The organism is Bacillus spongiae (assembly GCF_037120725.1).
Lineage (GTDB): Bacteria > Bacillota > Bacilli > Bacillales > Bacillaceae_K > Bacillus_CI > Bacillus_CI spongiae.
In genome coordinates this window covers 193,495-209,147 of the sequence record NZ_JBBAXC010000001.1, presented here as the reverse complement: position 1 = coordinate 209,147, position 15,653 = coordinate 193,495, and the positions used below count along the sequence as shown (strand labels likewise).

The 15,653-nt window shown below is 38.2% G+C and carries 19 protein-coding genes; 8 read left to right on the top strand and 11 right to left on the bottom strand.

The window, feature by feature from the left end:
• Window positions 1-28: 28 nt before the first annotated feature.
• Window positions 29-211 carry a hypothetical protein gene (locus tag WAK64_RS00980; RefSeq protein ID WP_336585053.1) on the bottom strand — a complete coding sequence of 61 codons (183 nt, stop codon included), beginning with the start codon at window positions 209-211 and terminating at the stop codon, window positions 29-31.
• Window positions 212-877: 666 nt separating this feature from the next.
• On the opposite strand from WAK64_RS00980, the gene WAK64_RS00975 reads away from it, so the two are divergent.
• Both WAK64_RS00975 and WAK64_RS00970 read left to right on the top strand, forming a co-directional pair.
• Window positions 878-1,180: a hypothetical protein gene (locus WAK64_RS00975; protein WP_336585052.1), complete on the top strand. Its 303-nt coding sequence runs from the start codon at window positions 878-880 to the stop codon at window positions 1,178-1,180.
• Window positions 1,120-1,812: a right-handed parallel beta-helix repeat-containing protein gene (locus WAK64_RS00970; RefSeq protein ID WP_336585281.1), complete on the top strand. Its 693-nt coding sequence runs from the start codon at window positions 1,120-1,122 to the stop codon at window positions 1,810-1,812. Before WAK64_RS00975 ends, WAK64_RS00970 begins: the two co-directional genes overlap by 61 nt.
• 1,156 nt (window positions 1,813-2,968) lie before the next feature.
• Here the strand turns inward: WAK64_RS00970 and WAK64_RS00965 are convergent.
• The gene (locus WAK64_RS00965) at window positions 2,969-3,559 is read right to left on the bottom strand and encodes a hypothetical protein (RefSeq protein ID WP_336585051.1); all 591 of its coding nucleotides are present in this window, start codon (window positions 3,557-3,559) and stop codon (window positions 2,969-2,971) included.
• A gap of 713 nt (window positions 3,560-4,272) precedes the next feature.
• On the opposite strand from WAK64_RS00965, the gene WAK64_RS00960 reads away from it, so the two are divergent.
• Window positions 4,273-4,722, top strand: coding sequence for a hypothetical protein (locus WAK64_RS00960; protein WP_336585050.1), 450 nt, complete (start codon window positions 4,273-4,275; stop codon window positions 4,720-4,722).
• Window positions 4,723-4,768: 46 nt separating this feature from the next.
• On the opposite strand, the gene WAK64_RS00955 is transcribed toward WAK64_RS00960, so the two are convergent.
• The gene (locus WAK64_RS00955; RefSeq protein ID WP_336585049.1) at window positions 4,769-5,188 is read right to left on the bottom strand and encodes a hypothetical protein; all 420 of its coding nucleotides are present in this window, start codon (window positions 5,186-5,188) and stop codon (window positions 4,769-4,771) included.
• An 814-nt stretch (window positions 5,189-6,002) separates the two neighbouring features.
• Window positions 6,003-6,458, bottom strand: coding sequence for a hypothetical protein (locus WAK64_RS00950; protein ID WP_336585048.1), 456 nt, complete (start codon window positions 6,456-6,458; stop codon window positions 6,003-6,005).
• 356 nt (window positions 6,459-6,814) lie between these two features.
• On the opposite strand from WAK64_RS00950, the gene WAK64_RS00945 reads away from it, so the two are divergent.
• Window positions 6,815-7,717 carry a right-handed parallel beta-helix repeat-containing protein gene (locus WAK64_RS00945; protein WP_336585047.1) on the top strand — a complete coding sequence of 301 codons (903 nt, stop codon included), beginning with the start codon at window positions 6,815-6,817 and terminating at the stop codon, window positions 7,715-7,717.
• A gap of 40 nt (window positions 7,718-7,757) precedes the next feature.
• Here WAK64_RS00945 and WAK64_RS00940 read toward each other — a convergent pair whose 3' ends face one another.
• Both WAK64_RS00940 and WAK64_RS00935 read right to left on the bottom strand, forming a co-directional pair.
• Window positions 7,758-7,886, bottom strand: coding sequence for a hypothetical protein (locus tag WAK64_RS00940; protein WP_336585046.1), 129 nt, complete (start codon window positions 7,884-7,886; stop codon window positions 7,758-7,760).
• A gap of 136 nt (window positions 7,887-8,022) precedes the next feature.
• Complete coding sequence (locus WAK64_RS00935) at window positions 8,023-8,292, bottom strand: hypothetical protein (protein ID WP_336585045.1); 270 nt, start codon at window positions 8,290-8,292, stop codon at window positions 8,023-8,025.
• A 594-nt stretch (window positions 8,293-8,886) separates the two neighbouring features.
• Here WAK64_RS00935 and WAK64_RS00930 point away from each other — a divergent pair.
• Window positions 8,887-9,780 (top strand): right-handed parallel beta-helix repeat-containing protein, encoded by an 894-nt coding sequence (locus WAK64_RS00930; RefSeq protein ID WP_336585044.1) that lies wholly within the window; start codon window positions 8,887-8,889, stop codon window positions 9,778-9,780.
• A gap of 41 nt (window positions 9,781-9,821) precedes the next feature.
• On the opposite strand, the gene WAK64_RS00925 is transcribed toward WAK64_RS00930, so the two are convergent.
• Together WAK64_RS00925 and WAK64_RS00920 are read right to left on the bottom strand one after the other, a co-directional pair.
• On the bottom strand, window positions 9,822-10,022 hold the full coding sequence (locus WAK64_RS00925) for a hypothetical protein (protein ID WP_336585043.1): 201 nt from the start codon (window positions 10,020-10,022) through the stop codon (window positions 9,822-9,824).
• A 123-nt stretch (window positions 10,023-10,145) separates the two neighbouring features.
• Window positions 10,146-10,469, bottom strand: coding sequence for a phage integrase SAM-like domain-containing protein (locus WAK64_RS00920; RefSeq protein ID WP_336585042.1), 324 nt, complete (start codon window positions 10,467-10,469; stop codon window positions 10,146-10,148).
• Between the two features lie 399 nt (window positions 10,470-10,868).
• On the opposite strand from WAK64_RS00920, the gene WAK64_RS00915 reads away from it, so the two are divergent.
• From WAK64_RS00915 to WAK64_RS00905, 3 genes are all read left to right on the top strand, one after another.
• Entirely contained in the window at window positions 10,869-11,060 is a 192-nt protein-coding gene (locus tag WAK64_RS00915; protein ID WP_336585041.1) for a hypothetical protein, read from the top strand.
• Between the two features lie 88 nt (window positions 11,061-11,148).
• Window positions 11,149-12,048: a right-handed parallel beta-helix repeat-containing protein gene (locus tag WAK64_RS00910; protein ID WP_336585040.1), complete on the top strand. Its 900-nt coding sequence runs from the start codon at window positions 11,149-11,151 to the stop codon at window positions 12,046-12,048.
• 284 nt (window positions 12,049-12,332) lie between these two features.
• Entirely contained in the window at window positions 12,333-13,250 is a 918-nt protein-coding gene (locus WAK64_RS00905) for a right-handed parallel beta-helix repeat-containing protein (RefSeq protein WP_336585039.1), read from the top strand.
• Window positions 13,251-13,279: 29 nt separating this feature from the next.
• Here WAK64_RS00905 and WAK64_RS00900 read toward each other — a convergent pair whose 3' ends face one another.
• From WAK64_RS00900 to WAK64_RS00890, 3 genes are all read right to left on the bottom strand, one after another.
• Window positions 13,280-13,609, bottom strand: coding sequence for a hypothetical protein (locus WAK64_RS00900; protein ID WP_336585038.1), 330 nt, complete (start codon window positions 13,607-13,609; stop codon window positions 13,280-13,282).
• 124 nt (window positions 13,610-13,733) lie between these two features.
• Window positions 13,734-14,315 carry a replication-relaxation family protein gene (locus WAK64_RS00895; RefSeq protein ID WP_336585037.1) on the bottom strand — a complete coding sequence of 194 codons (582 nt, stop codon included), beginning with the start codon at window positions 14,313-14,315 and terminating at the stop codon, window positions 13,734-13,736.
• A complete protein-coding gene (locus tag WAK64_RS00890; RefSeq protein WP_336585036.1) occupies window positions 14,239-15,531 on the bottom strand; it encodes an FtsK/SpoIIIE domain-containing protein in 1,293 nt (430 codons plus the stop codon). Before WAK64_RS00890 ends, WAK64_RS00895 begins: the two co-directional genes overlap by 77 nt.
• Between the last annotated feature and the right edge of the window lie 122 nt (window positions 15,532-15,653).

Genomic DNA, 15,653 nt, shown 5'->3' with positions numbered 1-15,653 from the left:
ATTCATCCTATCTCTTTTCATCGCTTTTTCAAGAAGATGCTTTTTTGAACTTTAAAGAATGGAGTTCAATAACACTGAGTGCACGTCTGTTCTGCCATTCCCTTACTGCCAATGCTTCTTTCTTCTCTAAATTGCTCTGTAAATAAGAAGAAGCCCTCTGATGTGAGCGAGGGTTAATCGTATGTGCTCCTATTAAAAAAGCTTCCAGCATTGTTGCCGAATTCTCCTATAAAACTCACTTTCTTTTATATAGAAGGTGGTTTTTTTTATGCATCCACCTGCCCATCACTTGGTAACTTACAAATTGAATTTGCATACGAAACCACCTCATTTGTTCACTACGGTAGCAATTCGACATAATTGAGCACACATTGCAAATGTTTAACTTTTCAAAATAGTAAAACTCTAACTTCTTACACTTGCCAAGCCATAACCCTAATTCGCTAGACTTTGAATCAATGTAGTGAGATTGGCCAAAGTTGGTTCAACTTACCGCTTCCCGTTATAACCGATGCACACACCAAAGATATTTTGACGAACACAACAAAAAAGTGCTATGCCTACGATATGCCATCGATTGATTATCGGACCATAAACGTCTCCATAGCGCATTTCTTTGATTTAGACGTACTAGGTCAACCGAATATAACGGTCGAAATTATTTGAGATAACGATAAAAATAGATTAGAAGCATTCCATTATTTCGGGAATACTGTTGTCACCGCAAAACACTCCGACCGATAATTGCCGCCTTACAAGCGCATATAAAGCGCGTCAAGGTCAAAAGTTAGACGCACATTTATTCCCATAGTACAAGCCGTTTTAACGCTCCTTTCATATAATCTAGTAGCGCTATTTATGAAGGGAGGTTTACGATATGGTATTAAGAGTTGTACCTTCGGTTATGTATTCAACCGTGCAGGCTGCAATTGATGATTCAAGTTCTGGTGATAGCATTAAGATTCTCGCTGGAAAGTTCGATGGGTTTGCAGTGACGGCTGGTAAGGATAATTTAAAAATTTTCGGTTGTGGGGTAGGTCGGACGATTATTGAGGGTGCTCCAGCGCAAGGAGGTGACGACGGCGTTGTGGTAAGTGCGGATCAAACCAGCTTACAAGGATTTACGGTGCAAGGTTTCCAGATGACGGAGTTCGTGTCGTTTCTAATTCCAATGTTTTAAAGAAAATTGAGTCAAAACTTAATATAGGTATTTCATCTACCGGCATATTGGTAATTGGAAACAACAATTTCATTACAGAATGTTCCACCTTGATGAATCAACTTAATGGAATTGATATCTCTCTTGGGCAAAACAACTGTATATTAAAATGTGAATGTAATAAAAATAACAATTATGGTTATTCAATCATTGGAACGAATACTAATAATAAACTTCTATTAAATACAGCTAGCGAAAATTCAAATGATGGTTTCTTTATTAATAGTTCACCTAATACAATTTTCCAAAACATATCAAATCAAAATAAAACCAGAGGTATTCTAGTTGGGGCTGTTGCCGATGATAATAATATTGTTAAGAATTTAATTTGCAATAACAGTAGCAGTGGAATTGAAATTGTAAATGGATCTTTTAGAAACGCCATCGACTCTAACACGGTACGAAACAACGGTACAGATATGACAGACGCAGGTATCCTCGTTAATTCAGGCGTAGCTAACAACACCATCCGTTTTAACAGAGCGAGAAATAACGTCATTTTTGATATCGAAGCAATACCACCTGCTAATTTTGCTAACACTTTCGACGGCAACAAATGTGGAAATAGTGACCCGCCTGGACTGTGTATCTAAACGAACACTAGGCGTGTCAACTTGACGCGCCTATTCGTTTTTTATCGCTCATCGTATTCTATCTTTAATCCCGCCTACCTATGCCTGCACCTTTTCTCGGCTTTTCTTGCTATAGCGAAAGAACAAACTCCTACGAAGACGCTTGAAACAAACGAAGCGGATATTTGGCAATCACCAACACATGAGGCACCAAACTATCATGAATGCCAATTTTATAAATATTGATATAAAAAATACCCTTTTCATAGCTTTTTTATACGAAACTCTGAGCACACATCGGTTCTGCCATTCCTTTACCACCATGCTTCATTTTTCGCGAAATTGTTTGGTAAATAAGAAAAAGCCCACTCATGTGAGCGAGGGCGCAAATCGTGTGTACTCCTATTATCAAAGCTTCTGGCATTGTTTATTGCTTTCGTTAGTTCTCAGAAAAACACAAAAAATAGTTTGATATGTGTTATTTACTCCTTTCTTTTAAGTGAAGAATTAATAAAAATATAGAAATAATAACCATCACATAAATTGGTAGGAGTGAAAACTCATACACAGCTTTACTGGAGTTTTGAATAAATTTAGTATCTATATTAATACTCAGCCAGTTAAAAGAAACAGGGTTCTTTGCTCTAATTGACATCTCTACAAGATCAAGCGTTTTTTCTGTTATGCAGTATATTAAATATATTAAGCTTACAATCAACAAAAAATATGACACAAGAATCTTTTTTCATAATTCCACCTCATTTGGTTTTTATTAACATTTATATAAATTAGATATAATTATATAATATCCCTTCTCTCTAATAAGTCGACCTAATTTTGGTCAATTCTTCCTACGGTGATTAAAAATTTAGCGAATTTGAATAATCCATCGAAAATTGTAAGAAGTCAAAGTTCTATCTATTTTGCAAAGTTAAATATGTTCAATACTGTTAAGAAACGCAAAAGACCTTGACAAAATGTTGCGCTACATCAAAATGTAACTTGATGAACGTTAGGATTTAATGGAAACGTTCATAGTTTCGTACGTAGATAAATTGCCAACTTAATACAAGCGCAGTATATAATCGTTTGCAAAGACGAACTTGTCACATTAATACTCCATGAACAATTATAATAAAGGCCATTATATATAAGGGGCTTTCCAAATTATAATTTTCTAATTTATCCTTACACCCTCCGTATTCAATAAGGAAGGGTAATTATTTACTACAGTTTCCTGATCATTATTAGTTGGAATTTTAGTAGTCTCCATAATTAAATCTCTATTTGGAAGTTTAATAGTAATGACTCTTTCAGAATTAATCCATTTATTTAAGTCTTCATTTTTTACACTAATTTCGCCAACTAAAGACTTAACGTCTCCACTATTCTTCCCATAAAAAACGGCGTAGGTCTCTTTATTTGTATTTACATTTTCAACACTGACCCATAGTCCACTATCCCTTTTCCTACTTGATGACTTTGTAATTTTATATCTTCCATTTTCCCCTTGTTTCATCACAACAATTCCTTCTGCACCACTTTGAAATGAAATAGAGACTATTGTAGTATTGCTTGATCCTAATTTATGAATTTCATTGACTTCCAAGCTTCTACCGCCCAACCATTTAGATATTTGACTCTTTAGATTGTTAGAAGCTATATCAACGGTATATTCTGTATTAATTTTTATATAATATCCAACTCCCCCAATTAAAACAATGCTTATTATAATTCCTATCAAAAGTTTGATCCTTCTTTTTTTCACACCCTATCTCCCCTTGTATGTATTTTTATGAATTCCACATTTCCTAAATGTTACCTATATCTAAATTATATCATGGTCTATGGGGAAAAATTTCAGGAAAATGGAAAGGGAAAAGCTTCAGTTATCAGTGACATACTCTATGTCTCAATAGAGTCTAATCATTTTTTTGTCTTGTCTAGACCCTCTTATCATTGTTAATATATAGATTTCTATTTGCATTGCTTCTAAACGTTATAAATCTGCACTTTGGAGACTTGCCCCTGAATAGGGCAAAAAATTAAGTGTAAAATAAAATTTAAACACTCATACTAGTAACACCCCCATGATAAAAAACCCTTTCATGCCGTATAACATCCTTTCTCCTTGGAGATTGGGCGTTTTTTTTCTTCTCAGAAACTATTCAACAAAACTAGTTTTCACATCTCTGATTCGTAAATCTGTTTACTTTGTGCGGTTGTGAGTACATTGTATACTCAGCAGGTTACGCATATCTACGCTGTAAGTCATGACGTCCTTTTGCTTACCTTCCCCACCTTATATGCCTCTTATTTGTTGGAGATTTATGAATCGATGGGTTTCAACTGGGGCTCGTGCTTGTCAGTGGTACCTTGCGTTTTCATACATCCCTTTTTATTTTTCTATTTACACTATTAAGTTTTAATACTATAATTTACTTTATTGGAAAATAATAAATATAATAGGAGTGTATACCAATGAAACGATTTAAAAAACTATTTTTAATTATTCCTTTATTAGTAGTTGGGTTATTTACAGTATCATCAAATAAAGTGAGTGCTACTTGGCATTATGGTGGTAGTTATGGCCCTTGTGAAGTAGAATTTTGGGTTGATGCATACAACTACTATCAGCCTGGCGCTCAAACTGTTGATGTTTTTTTAAAACAAGTTGGAACAATGTCATGTAAAGATATAGGTTTCCAATATGCTATTGAAAAACAGGATCCATTAACCACCGAGTGGAAACCAACTTGGGCTCGTCTTGATTATTTAAATGGAGAATTTTCTTACCAATCACCAACAAGAGGAATAAACATCGATGAACATTTTAGTGGACCTGGTAAGTATAGAATGGAAGCTGGTTTATATTTAGGCTCTGAACGGGTGGGAACAGCATATTCTGGCGAATTCCAAATCCATTATTAACTATCCTCTAAAACTCACTTTCTTTTATATAGAAGGTGGTTTTTTTCTACCACCTGCCCATCGCAATGTAGTAAGTAATAGCTTGCCACCTGGAATTTGTCCCTGAATAGGACACTAGACGTGTCACCACGACCGCACATTCGGCGAAAATCTTGAAGCGCAACAAAGATAGCTTTGCACATATCAAGGGTGGTAACACTTCTCTTAAAAATAAGTATGAAGGAATTGAAATAAATGCGGTATCTATTAACATAAATTTCATTGCAAACACAGTTTGTAACAACGGCTCTGATGTTATTAACGCAGGCGATTCAGACGTAGTCAACAACACCATCCACTTACAAATTGAGAAATAACGAAGTTTGATATCGATGCTGAACCACCAAACAATACTTTCGACAGCAACAAATAAGGTAATAGTGACCCTCCTGGACTGTGTACCTATACGAACAATATACGTGTCCACTCGACACTCCTAATTTACCTACACTATTGGCATTCATCACCATCAGGCATTGACCGTAGATATAGGGTTTGGACGCACGCCTTTCGTTTTAAAGAAATACAAAAAGCCAATCGGATTGTTATCCGATTGGTGTAAACGTTATTCAACCAATAGATAGAACAGCATTTAATTGTTCAACATGAAATTCTAACATGCGTAAACCCTCAGTTGTAGGGCTACCTTTAACCCCGAATTGCAACATCATTCATCCATTTATACTTAGTTTCATCATAATAATTATCTCCATAATTAAAAATATAACTAAAAATAATTCGATATCCTCATGTTAATAGGTTTTGTTATTTATAGAAAAATCTACATAAGTTTCAGGCATCAGTCCAATGTTCTTTTTAGCAACAATATTTAATCTATGTTCCCCCTCTTCTGCTGCTATATTGAGCGAATACTTCTCCTCTTCTTCAACAATGGTTAAATTTAAGTTTTTATCGTATGCATATTCTAATATATTTTATTTTACTATCAAAATCTTATTTTGGTTCATATTTTAAAATAATAGTGTTGACAATTAGCTTCGTGACCATTACACACTGAGTTCAAAAAAATTGAGTGAGTAACGGAAGCGGATGAATCTTATAACGAATAATACAAACGATGATAACAAATAGCTCTCCCTCTGAACTACATACGACTATTCCCCTTCACCGAATACACAAACCCCACAAACAATTGCACTTGAAACAATCGAATTAGATATTCGACGTCGATTCCATAACGTCTTCTCTTCAATTTACCAACACTTCTCTAATCTCTAAAATCACTTCTTTTTTTTGATAATGACAAAGGAGATAATAAACGTAAAAAGAGGAATTAGAGTAATGATTACGATGATTGTGATTATCGTTACAATATTTACTATACTGGAGAGTCCCATATCAATTTGTACGAGTGCTCGAATACCAGCATCTAATAACGTTGACATTCCGATTGGGAATAAAAGCAAAGTGAATAATGCTATTGATGCAGCTAAACAACAAGCATCAAATTTTAATCGCCTTGAAAACACAAGAGCAATAAGAAAGACTAATACAACAATGAGTACAAGAACAATATCAGCAATTATTATTGTAGCAGCAAGTAAAGGTGGGCTAGTTTGAAGTAGGACTTCAACACTAAAAACACTTTCAGCAATTTTACCAATTCCAATTGGAAATAATATTAGCACCAGAATTGCTAAAGCTGAGGCAAAACAGCAAAATATAAAGTTTCTCACACACAATCCCTTCTTTCGTTAAGAGTATAGAACTTTTAATAATTTATATGATTGTGCGTTTAGCAAAATGAGGGTTTATGAACGAAGAAGTATTCTATTTATACGTACTCAGCCAACCGAATATAACTATCTAACTTATTCAAGATAACGATAAAAATAGATACGAAGAGTTCCATTATTTCTAGCATACTGTTGTCACCGTAAAGCATTCTGATCTGATGATTGCTGCATTATTAGCGTATAAAAAACGAGTCAATAATAGTAGATAAACACACAATTATCCGCATAGTACAAGCAGTCATTGCGCTCCTTTCATATAATTCTAGTAACGCTGATGATGAAGGGAGGTAATGAGTATGGTATTACGAATTGTACCAACGGATTTCCTAATGGTACAGGATGCGATTGATGTGTCAATACCGGGGGATAGTATACAGATTCTCGCTGGAAAGTTCGATGGTTTTAGGGTAGACGTGGAAAACTTAAAAATCTTCGGTTGTGGAATAGGTCGGACGATTATTGCGGGAGCTCCAGCGCAGGGAACCAGTGACGGTGTCTTTGTGAGTGCAGAACGAACAACATTACAAGGGTTTACAGTGCAGGGGTTTATAGGTAATGGAATTTTCATTTCTTCATCTTCTAGCGTACTTAAAGAAGTTGAAGTTAAGTTTAATACTTTAATGGGTATTTTGGGCGTTGGAAATTCTAATCTAATCATTAACTGTATTGCTTCAAACAATACATCAGTTAATGGTTCAGGAATTGAGATATTCGCTTTTACTTCTTCTTACGTTATTAACTGCATTAGTACTCAAAATTTAGGGGATGGCTATTTTCTTCGATTTGGTAAATTAATTAACAGTAGTGCAAATGAAAATAATAATGGTATTAGCGTTGATACTAGATCTACAATTTTAGCTAATGAGACTCTTAAAAATAACGGGTCAGGAATAACTATAGCCTCTGATTTAAATAATATAATTGATAATAAGGTGTGTAATAATGAAGAAAGTGGAATTGAATTAACTGTGTTTAGTGACGAGAACGCCATCGACTCTAACATCGCTCGAAACAACGGTACTGATATCACTGACGCAGGTATTCTCGTCGATCCAGGCTCAGCCGACAACACTATCCGTTTCAACAAAGCGCGAAATAACGTCGAATTTGACATCGAAGCTATCCCGCCTGCTGATACAGATAACACCTTTGACGGCAACAAATGCGAAAATAGTGACCCACCTGGATTGTGTACCTAAACAATCACTAGGCGTATCAACTCGAAACGCCCACTTGTTTCTAACTCACCGTATTCTCTATTCCGACAAGCAACTGCATCATTAACGGCATAAGCTGCACAAGAATATACCCAATCGAGGCGTTTTGTATTAGCGAAATGCCTTTTTCTTTTTGATTTATCATGAACATTAACGCTCTACCCGTCAGCATCACTAACGCAATCGGTAGGTCCTTGTGTATAAGAATGTTGATTATTATTAATTCGTTATTGTTATTTTCTCGTTAGTGAAGATTGATTAAATCCAATTGAAGGGAATTGGTTTAATCAATAACGCATTTCCCTACGTTCATACAACAAAATGTACATTTTCTTCGTTTGTCCATACCACGAAATTTTCTTCGTTCTCATCACACCCTCGCTTTGCCCATTCATATAGGCATGAACGTACATATACAACGCTAAGCAATCACGTGCCGTTTGGCGGCCGTCATACTTCGCCTTTGTCTGGCAGTAACCCCCTTTAGTTAGAGTAAGGTACAGGCGAATACTTTCCTTTAAGCTCTGTTTCTTTCTGACGAATAAACTCTTGCTCATTGTCCGTTAAATTCTGCATATACAATCGTTTCCGTCTGTTTACAAATAAAAATAAAAGCGCTATGCCAACGTTATGTCACCGAGTGTTCATCGGATCATAAATATTGTCATAGCGCTTTAATTTGTCTAGGACGTCACAGGAGAGATTCGAACTCCCGACCCGTCAAAGCTCGCATGTGTTAAACCGTTGGTAATACGCAAGTTGAATCGGTCATTGAGGCGGTCAACTGACCATTTTAGGAAAATCTACTATTTTATATAAAGTTAGTCAAGGAAACAGGAATTGTTCGAAATATATCGAAAAGGAGGTCGATCATGAACGAAGAAGTATTCTATTTATACGTACCAGGTCAACCAAATATAACTATCGAAATAATTCGAGATAACGATAAAAATAGATAAGAAGCATTTAACTATTGTGAGCGTTCTGTTGTCAGCGCCAAGCACTGCTATCCAATGATTGCTGCGTTTTTAGCGTATAAAAAACGAGTCAATAATAGTAGATAAACACACAATTATCCGCATAGTACAAGCAGTCATTGCGCTCCTTTCATATAATTCTAGTAACGCTGATGATGAAGGGAGGTATACGATATGGTATTACGACTTGTACCAACGGATTTTCTAACGGTACAGGCGGCGATTGATGCTTCAAGCCCGGGGGATAGTATACATATCCTCGCTGGAAAGTTCGATGGGTTTGAGGTAGACGTGGAAAACTTAAAAATTTTCGGTTGTGGAATTGGTCGGACGATTATTGAAGGAAACCCAGGATTTGCGGATAACGGAATATTAGTGAATGCTGATCGAACAACATTGCAAAGGTTTACCGTGCAAGGGTTTGAAGAAGATGGAATTATAGTGAATTCCTCTCACAATGTGGTGAAAGAAATTGAAATGATATTCAATGGTAATGACGGTATAAGCACAACTGCTATTGGTAATAATAATCTAATTGTTGATTGTGTCTCTTCATTTAATAGCACTGGTTTCGATTGGGAAGGAATGCATAATTGTGTTATTCATTGTGAAAGTTCGAGTAATAGTTTTACAGGATTTCCAATTTTTAGTGATAATAACGTATTAATTAAAAATATTATTAATAATAATGACATTGGATTTGGCATAAGCTCAACTTTTAACACCTTACTCAACAACCAAATTAAAAAAAATGGTAACTTGGGGATTTTTATAACTAGTAACAATATGACTATAGACAATTCAATATGTGACAATGAAGGTAGTGGAGTTTTTGTAATTAACTTCGAAAACGTCGTCGACTCCAATATCGTACGAAACAACGGTACAGATATGACGGACGCAGGAATTCTCGTTGATTCAGGAGCAACCGACAACACTATCCGTTTCAATAAAGCGAGAAATAATGTCGAATTTGACATCGAAGCTGAACCAGGCGCAGAACCACCAAACAACACCTTCGACGGAAACAAATGCGGAAATAGCTCGCCGCCTGGGCTATGTACCTAAACGAGTTAAAGGCGTGTCATCACGACACGCTCTACTTGTTTCTAACTCACCGTATTCCCTATTCCGACAAGCAACTGTATCATCAACTGCATAAGTTGAACAAGTATATACCCAATCGAGGCGTTTTGTATAAGCGAAATGCCTTTTTCTTTTTGGTTAATCATAAACATGAACGCTCCGCCCGTCAGCCTCACCAACGCAATCGGATAACTCAACGCCTGTATCATCTCGACTAACGGCATAAAGGCCTCAACTATTTTCTCTTTTACCTGCCCTTTCACGTAATCGACCGGCACTTGAGTAGGCATGCGTAGTATATAAAGTAATTGTCAAACTCGCCGCCGCTGTGCCAGTCGCTACGGTTGTCACAGACGACCTGACTTTTCTGCCAATCGCACGACGATTAGCTCTTTGACGGAAAGCCCTTTGACAACTTTCACACGCGTTTCATCGCCCTCAAACGCCCGTCTATCCCTCCGTAAATAGTTGATGTACTCACGAATCTGTTCCGCTGTTAATTCACGAATATAGAACATTTCATTACCAATGAACTGCTTTAAATAGCGAATATGAACACGATAGTCATTCACTGTTTGCGGTCGAACCCCTTCCGCTTCTTTTGCTGCAATAAAAATATCTAGCGCTTCATCAATCGTAACTTCTTCGAGCTGAAACAGACCGTCGGACACGGCCAGTCCGTAGGTCTTTTAGGTAGGCCGTTGCCCACTTTCGCCAATAAATCGCTTTGTCATTTCGAAAATCCTCCTCGCAGGTCGCTCGTTTTGACCGATGTACACACCAACGAGATTCCGACGGACACAATAAAAAAGCGCTATGCCAACGTTATGCCACCGATTGATTCATCGGGCCATAAACGTCGTCATAGCGCTTCTAACCGTTTTGGACGCCCCAGGAGAGATTCGAACTCCCGACCCGTCAAAGCTCGCATGTGTTAAACCGTTGGTAATACGCAAGTTGAATCGGTCATTGAGGCGGTCAACTGACCGTTTTAGGAAATTCTACTATTTTATATAAAGTTAGTCAAGGAAACAGGAATTGTTCGAAATATATCGAAAAGGAGGTCGATCATGAACGAAGAAGTACTCTATTTATACGTACCAGGCCAACCGAATATAACTATCGAAATTATTCGAGATAACGATAAAAATAGATACGAAGCGTTCCATTATTTCGGCTGTTCTGTTGTCACCGCAAAACACTCTGATCCGATGATTGCTGCGTTATTAGCGTATAAAAAGCAATTAAGTATGAGTAGTTAAACGTACAATTTCCCGCATAGTAACAGCCGTTATAGTACTCCTTTCATATACTCTAGTAACGCTGATTATGAAGGGAGGTTTACGAGATATGGTATTACGTATTGTACCAACGGACGAACCAACGGTACAGGATGCGATTGATGCGTCGAGTCCGGGCGATAGCATTAAAATTTTAGCTGGGACGTTTGACGGGTTTGAGGTAGACGTGGAAAACTTGAAAATCTTCGGCTGTGGAATAGATCGGACGATAATTGCGGGTGCTCCTGCGCAGGGAAGTAATGACGGCGTAGTGGTAAGTGCTAACCGAACAACTTTGCAGGGATTTACGGTGCAAGGTTTTGCAGATGACGGTACTTTTATATCATCTAATACTAACTTGATAAAAGAGATCGAGACAAAGTTAAACAGTGGCGACGGTATTTTTAATGTTGGAGAAAATAATTTATTCATAAAATGTAAAACATCACTAAATAGCGATGGATTTGATTCTAATGGAACAAATAACTGCATTATTAACTGTGAAAGTTCTCAAAACTCTAATGATGGTTATTCAATATCGGATGAACGAAGTAAATTATTATTTAATTTAGCTAAGAACAATACCAGTGACGGGTTAGACTTAGATGAACCTTTCACGACCATTTTACAGAATAAATTTTTGGGGAATAACTGTGGAATCCAAATTGATGACGATAATCACAATATTATTGGTAATAGTGTATGTGACAACTTTGAAAGCGGTATTTTATTGGATAATAATGCAGATTTTAATGCTGTTGACTCTAATATTGTTAAAAATAACGGAAATGATGTTACTGGCGGTTCAGGTATCTTTGTTGATTCTTCAGCTGAAGACAACACCATTCGCTTTAACAAAGCGAGAAATAACTTCGAATTTGACATCGAAGCCATTCCGCCTGCTGATACTGCTAATACATTCGACGGAAACCAGTGCGGCAATAGTGACCCGCCTGGACTGTGTACCTAAACGCTTGACGCGCCCTTCACCCTATTCGCACCTTTATTCCGCCACTACTCACCTGCACCTTCTTCGGCTGTTCCCGCTGCAACGAATTCACAAACTCCGTAAATGATTGCGCTTGAAACAATCGAAACAGATATACTATTCAATCCGATGTTCACCGCCTTATTAGCGTATAAAAAACGAATCAACATCAATAGTTAAACGTACAATTATCCGCATAGTACAAGCCGTTAAAGCGCTCCTTTCATATACTCTAGTAACGCTTATTATGAAGGGAGGTAAAAGATATGGCATTACGAATTGTACCTACCGATTTCTTAACGGTACAGGATGCGATTGTTGCATCAAGTCCGGGCGATAGTATAAAGATTTTAGCTGGGACATTCGATGGGTTTGAGGTAGACGTGGAAAACTTGAAAATATTCGGTTGCGGGATAGGTCGGACGATTATTGCGGGTGCTCCTGCGCAGGGAACCAGTGACGGTGTGGTAGTGAGTGCTGATCGAACAATATTGCAAGGGTTTACCGTGCAAGGATTTCAAGCTAGTGGTGTTGAGGTGAATTCGAATAATAACATACTAAAATCTATCGAATCTACAGCCTCAAATAATGGATTTACAAACAACGGAGAAAATAATTTAATTATTAAGTGTGTAGCTTCGATTAACGGCGGACATGGATTTGAGTTCCTTGATAGCGGACGGATGAGTTGTTTAATTCGTAACGAAAGTAGTCAAAACTTTTTAAGAGGTTTTTCGGTTAATGGAAGAATCAACTTTTTCATTCATAACATTGCTAAAGATAATGTGAATGCTGGATTTTTCTTGTTTGGAACTTTGAATAGCGTATGGAGTAATACATCTATTAGAAACCAGTTCGGAGTACAAATTGAATTTAATTCAACCAGTAATCAAGTTATCAAGAATAATGTGTGTAACAATGTCAATAGTGGGATAATTGTCCAGACCTTTGTTGGGCCTGGTTTAAATGTAATTGATTCAAATATTGTTCGTAACAATGGAACAGATGATACTGATGCAGGTATCCTAATTCCTACTGGAAGAACTGGCAACACCATCCGCTTCAACAAAGCGAGAAATAACTTCGAATTTGACATCGAAGCAGGACCAGGTGCAGAACCACCCAACAACACCTTCGATGGCAACAAATGCGGTAATAGTGACCCGCCTGGCTTGTGTACCTAAACGAGTCAACTCGACGCGTCCTTATGTTTCTAACCCACTGTATTCCCTATTCCGACAAGCAACTGCATCATCAACGGCATGAGTTGAACGAGAATATAACCGATCGAGGCGTTTTGTATGAGCGAAATGCCTTTTTCTTTTTGATTTATCATAAACATGAGCGCTCCACCCGTCAGCATAACCAACGCAATCGGATAACTCAACGCCTGTATCATCTCGACTAACGGCATAAAGGCCTCGACTATTTTCTCTTTCGCTTGGCCCTTGACATAATCGGCCGGTCCTTGCGCATAGGCGTGCGTAGTGAAAAGCGTATTCGTCAAACTTGCCGCCGCAGTGCCGGTCGCTACTGTTGCCACAGACGACCTGACTCTTTTGCTAACCGCGCGTCTGCTAGATTGCTTGCTATGTCGCCCGCTAAGAAAGTCCGATATACTACCTACCGTTTGCACTTTCGGTTGAAAAAACATTTTCATCGCTCCTTTATTTGAAGTCATTAATCGTATATATTTTCACCGACATTCCCTCGCATAACTTCGCCAGTTGCTTTCGTCGATACTCTGTCGTCGTCACCCATATGAGATTAAATCGATTTTTCCTCATTAGCGCCCGATACGTTTCTACTTTCGATTTGTTAATCGTCATCTTTTGCGAATAGTCGATTTCAATCGCTGTATATAGGTCGCCGCGTTGAAACACCGCATCTGCTACGATGGACCCCACGCCTTTCATACCGAATTTCACTTCGTTTTTCCAGGTGGCCGGTTGCCCCAAGGCAATGAAGGCTTCGTTTCGCATTAAATAATGGTGAATTTGTATCGTTTTTTTACAAACCTTCTGCGCTTGCACTCGATCGCGTCCCTCTTTATTCAGATAATAAACCTTTTCTCCTTCACGAGTGTACGACAGATATTCCGTCATGCTTTTCAATACAATCCGCGCATTCCTGTCGCTGCCTAACCGGTGTAAACGCTGAATCTGCGATCGACTAAGATAATTCAGTTTCTTCAACGATAAGAGTATCGCTTCCTCCCTTTGTTGGCGTTTTATAACTCGAGTGTTCATAGTCGGCCTCCTTTCGTGATTTGATTACGATATTTGGCCCGATTACTTTTTCGATTGTCTTTCGCTCAATGTATGGCGTTTGAACAATGTGATTCGATACTCGGCGAAAGATTGCTCGCCCTTGAATTTCCGGCAATTCCTCGGCTCCTCCTTCGTCGAGCACTGCGCGACTCTGTACGTTTGTTTCCAATCGGAAGCAAACCCTAGCACCAATGTTCGCACGCACTTGACTCGGCAATGTTTCATTCGTTGGGTACTGTGTCGAGTAAATCAGTCGATACCCTGCCGCTCTGCCTCGCCGTGCTATGTCTGTTGTAATCGCCATGCATTGCTTATCGTCCGCTATGTCGGCAGCTTCGTCGATAAAAACAAAGTAACGTTCCTTCTGTCCCGCTTCGGCTATGTCCTTATAGCCTTGCGCGAATAAATCGTCGAGCTTGGCGCTCATGTCAGCTTGAATGTTATCGAGAATTATCCTTGCTTCGTCAGGATTTCGCCCAAACGTTTCAACTTGTCGCATGTTTTTAAAACGACCGAGTTCGAGCCCGCCTTTAAGGTCGATAAGGTGAAAGCGAGCGTTGTCCGACTGGCTATGCGTTAGTACCGTAATGAGCATTTTTATGAATTCGGATTTTCCGAAGCCTGTTGCGCCGGCCACAATCATGTGAGGTCGCTGCTCAAAGTCGTGTATTAACGCGCCCTTTCGACTCATGCCAACGGGTACCTTCCAACCGCTAAACTTATCGAGATTCACTTCATCTAATACATATTTCTTTGTTAGTTCGGTTTCATAAACGAAAATCTTTAAAGCCCCGTCGTATTCCATTTCGATAGACTTTCGTTGTTTCGTTTTCTTTTCGATTATATCCCGTATTTGTTGCAGTACGTTTCGTTTCCAATCGATTTCTTTTATGTCGCTTAACGAAAAATCGAATACCGTTTTCTTGGCGTTTAGTCCGTCTTGAAAGTGGTCGAGCTTCAATTTGAAATCCTTAAACGACAAGCCTTGCGGAATCTGATACACATATTCGGTGTAGCCAGCGTGCTTGCTTTTGCGGAGAATGCGAATCGCTTTTCCATCTTTCGAGACAAGCCCGCAATTTTTCGCTATGTTTTCGATTTTCGAATGATCGTTTCCGCCTCCACCCTGCTGATGATAAAACGTTGTGCCTAGTATACCGCCCATAACCACGGTTGAAGCAATTTCGAAAATCATGCTCTCACCTCCGTTAAATATGAAAGAAATCCACTGTATTCTAAAGGAATAGTCCCTCTTAAACGGAAAAGAAAAATCCGTATTGAACGCTGACATTATTACGTTTTTAATTTCCGTTTAAA

What these genes read in the sequence shown, in the direction of transcription:
- WAK64_RS00975 (WP_336585052.1), top strand. Translation starts at nt 878, where the DNA reads ATGGTATTAAGAGTTGTACCTTCGGTTATGTATTCAACCGTGCAGGCT.
- WAK64_RS00895 (WP_336585037.1), bottom strand. Translation starts at nt 14,315, where the DNA reads ATGAACACTCGAGTTATAAAACGCCAACAAAGGGAGGAAGCGATACTC.
- WAK64_RS00945 (WP_336585047.1), top strand. Translation starts at nt 6,815, where the DNA reads ATGGTATTACGAATTGTACCAACGGATTTCCTAATGGTACAGGATGCG.
- WAK64_RS00960 (WP_336585050.1), top strand. Translation starts at nt 4,273, where the DNA reads ATGAAACGATTTAAAAAACTATTTTTAATTATTCCTTTATTAGTAGTT.
- WAK64_RS00890 (WP_336585036.1), bottom strand. Translation starts at nt 15,531, where the DNA reads ATGATTTTCGAAATTGCTTCAACCGTGGTTATGGGCGGTATACTAGGC.
- WAK64_RS00980 (WP_336585053.1), bottom strand. Translation starts at nt 211, where the DNA reads ATGCTGGAAGCTTTTTTAATAGGAGCACATACGATTAACCCTCGCTCA.
- WAK64_RS00910 (WP_336585040.1), top strand. Translation starts at nt 11,149, where the DNA reads ATGGTATTACGTATTGTACCAACGGACGAACCAACGGTACAGGATGCG.
- WAK64_RS00915 (WP_336585041.1), top strand. Translation starts at nt 10,869, where the DNA reads ATGAACGAAGAAGTACTCTATTTATACGTACCAGGCCAACCGAATATA.
- WAK64_RS00925 (WP_336585043.1), bottom strand. Translation starts at nt 10,022, where the DNA reads ATGCCGTTAGTCGAGATGATACAGGCGTTGAGTTATCCGATTGCGTTG.
- WAK64_RS00940 (WP_336585046.1), bottom strand. Translation starts at nt 7,886, where the DNA reads ATGTTCATGATAAATCAAAAAGAAAAAGGCATTTCGCTAATACAAAAC.
- WAK64_RS00935 (WP_336585045.1), bottom strand. Translation starts at nt 8,292, where the DNA reads ATGAGCAAGAGTTTATTCGTCAGAAAGAAACAGAGCTTAAAGGAAAGT.
- WAK64_RS00905 (WP_336585039.1), top strand. Translation starts at nt 12,333, where the DNA reads ATGGCATTACGAATTGTACCTACCGATTTCTTAACGGTACAGGATGCG.
- WAK64_RS00930 (WP_336585044.1), top strand. Translation starts at nt 8,887, where the DNA reads ATGGTATTACGACTTGTACCAACGGATTTTCTAACGGTACAGGCGGCG.